The following is a 2714-nucleotide window of genomic DNA, read 5'->3' as shown; positions in this document are numbered from 1 at the left end:
GCGCCGCTCGGTGAGGTGATGCTGCGGCGCGCTCCCGAGGGCACAGAGATCGGCTATGCGGTCGGCCCGGCGTACCGCGGCCAAGGGCTGGCCGCGCGGGCGGTGCGGGTGATGGCCGCATATGCCTTCGAGCAACTGGGCGTGGGACGAGTGATCCTGGAGCTGGAGGCCGAGAACACCGCCAGCGTCGCCGTGGCGACCAAGGCGGGCTTCAGCCTGCTTGACGTGCCGCTGATCGAGGGGGAGGAGAAGGGGCGGCCCTATGCCCTGCAGACGTGGGGCCTGCGGCCAACATCGTCAGGCAGTTCAGGGTGACCATCGCCGCTGAAGAGGGGCGTCTGGTCTTGTCCGGCAGGGTGACATGGAGGCACCGAGCACCGTGCTGGCAGCGGACTTCTCCACAATGGTCTGGTACCGCACGGTCCACAGCGGAGTGGTGAGGGCAGTGGACTCCAAGCGTGAGCTTCCCCCAGTGCGCTGCTGACCAGGCATGCGGGAAAATCGGGGGTACAGCGCGGGAAACGATCTTCAGGCGCCTCGATATAGCCCCTGACCAGCCAGTTCCGTCGGTGCCTCCGGACTCGGTTGCGAGATGCGGCGCCGCACCGACCACATCGACCAGCACGGCGTCATCGACGACCTGACGCGCCTCACGGTGGTATTCGAGGATGCCGGGTCGCGGTCCAGGACCATCAATGGGGTACGCATCGCCACCGAGCCGTGGGTCACGTGCCCTCCGGTTGTCGCCGACCACCACCGTCCCGGACCCCAACTGCGCCCGGGTACCACCGGGTAAGGTGCCACCGGCGGCAGTTCTTCCCACGGTGAGCCTCGGCCGTCCGACCCGCCGCCAGAAGGCAGCGACAGGGGAAGGCCCCTGCATCGGCGCATCGTTGACAGATAGAACGGCCTAGCGCCCGAGGGCCGAGGAAGACATCCCCTTGCAGCGTCCTGCTGTTGTCATAGGACGCCCCAGGAGCGGAGACCATCGGCCCCCGGACCGGGGCGCTGACTGCTGATCACGGCGAGGCTCTTCACTGTCTCCGCCCTGCTGGCCGTCGCACGACTGCTGCCTACGCGGCAGCGCACGCGAACAAACACGCAGGCGAGTAAAGCCGGGTAAAGACATGTGAAGCCGTCCGTTTCCCGGCCGAAGATATCGTGTCGATGCCCGATCGGTTCGGGATGTGGCATTTCGTCGATTTCCTGGGGGGTGTGGCCGGGAGATCTCGGCGTATACGCTGCCGGACAGAAGAGCCGCGCATACGTAAATCTGGTCGAGCCGCCCGGACTTGCCGCATTCAGGGGCCGTACCCGCCCCCAGATGTGGGAGTTGAGGCATTCGGACAGTGACGTCCCGACTGGTGGCTGTTCGACGCAATAACGCATCGTGGGTACTCCAGGAGGACGACGAATGAAGCGAACGAGCGGTGTGCTGGCGGCGATAGCCGGCCTGGTCTTGAGTACGAGTGTCTTCGCAGGCCAGAGTGAGGCGGCACCGGCACCCGCGCCGGAGGCAACCGCGCCCGGGGCGCCTGCCGTGGCAGCGGACTGTGCCGTGACGGACTCGATGAACTCTGCTGCGGATTACTGGCTCGCCAACGGCACCGACCTGGCCTCCGCCGATTGGCAGAACGCGACGTTCCACGTCGGCAATCTGGCCATGGTGCTCGCCAGCGGCGAGTCGAATCACCAGACACTTCCGTGGGCGGAAGCGAATGAATACCAGCTGATCAGCGATCCGGACAATGAATTCAATCCGGCGAACGAGGCGGCGGGCAACGCCTACCTCGATCTGTACACCTACTTTCACCAGGACGCCCCGATCCTGGCCGCGCTGCGCCAGCGGGTCTCCGACGAGGTGACCAGTGTGCAGAAGGGCAATACCAAGTACTGGAATCACGTCGACGCCCTGAACATGGCGTGGCCCTCCTTCGTCCGGCTCGGCGTGATGGACAAGAACGACGCGGACATCCAGGCGGCTCAGGAGCTGTTCCACCACACGGAGAAGCAGGCGGGCGGACACGGGCTGTTCAACGAGCTGACCGGCCTCTGGTACCAGAGCCCCGACGACGTCAACTCGCTGACATTCTGGTCGCGTGGCAACGGCTGGGCGTTCGCCGGGCTCACCACCGTCCTCCAGTCGCTGCCCGCCGACGACCCGCGTCGGCCCGAATACCTGCGCGTGTACAAGAAGATGGCCGGCACGCTGCGCTTCGTGCAGCGCCGGGACGGCTTCTGGAACGTCGACCTGCTGAACCCGCTCGACCACCCGGGTCCCGAGAGCAGCGGTACCTCGCTGTTCACCTACGGACTCGCCTGGGGAGTGGCGAACGGCGTGCTGAACACGCACACCTACAAGCCCGCCGTCGACAAGGCGTGGAACGCGCTCACCACCAAGGCGTTGCAGCCCAACGGGGAGTTCGGCTACGTGCAGGGTGAAGCATCGGGCCCGAGGGACGCGCAGCCGGTCACCTCGACCGACACAGCGGCCTACGGAGTGGGCGCGTACCTGATGGCGGGGCAGCAGGTAGCCAAGCTCACGCCCGGCTGCGAACCTGCCCCGACGCCGGCCTTGACGGGTACTTCCGCCACCGGCTGAGCCGTTGACGCGGTGGTGCTGTGGCGTCGTGATGTCATGACGCTTTGACTGACGCTGGGCGGGGGGTTTGTTGGTGTACGGCGAGGCGGCTGGCCTGGTGTGTTGCTGGTTT

2 protein-coding genes and 1 pseudogene are annotated in these 2714 nt (G+C 66.4%); 2 read left to right on the top strand and 1 reads right to left on the bottom strand.

Going from position 1 to position 2714, the window contains the following annotated elements:
- Window positions 1-315: GNAT family N-acetyltransferase (locus tag QR77_RS00015; RefSeq protein ID WP_040019084.1), on the top strand; the 315-nt coding region annotated here is incomplete at its 5' end.
- 357 nt (window positions 316-672) lie between these two features.
- Here QR77_RS00015 and QR77_RS47990 read toward each other — a convergent pair.
- Window positions 673-891 (bottom strand): annotated as a pseudogene (locus tag QR77_RS47990) (hypothetical protein); the annotation flags it as partial.
- A 523-nt stretch (window positions 892-1414) separates the two neighbouring features.
- On the opposite strand from QR77_RS47990, the gene QR77_RS00005 reads away from it, so the two are divergent.
- A complete protein-coding gene (locus tag QR77_RS00005) occupies window positions 1415-2602 on the top strand; it encodes a glycoside hydrolase family 88 protein (protein ID WP_107068873.1) in 1188 nt (395 codons plus the stop codon).
- Window positions 2603-2714: the final 112 nt, after the last annotated feature.

Origin of the sequence: Streptomyces sp. 150FB, from assembly GCF_000818195.1 — a bacterium.
In the GTDB taxonomy this organism is placed as follows: domain Bacteria; phylum Actinomycetota; class Actinomycetes; order Streptomycetales; family Streptomycetaceae; genus Streptomyces.
Note: the sequence above shows the minus strand (reverse complement) of the source record. Positions and strands in the feature narration are given on the sequence as shown.

What these genes read in the sequence shown, in the direction of transcription:
- QR77_RS00005 (WP_107068873.1), top strand. Translation starts at nt 1,415, where the DNA reads ATGAAGCGAACGAGCGGTGTGCTGGCGGCGATAGCCGGCCTGGTCTTG.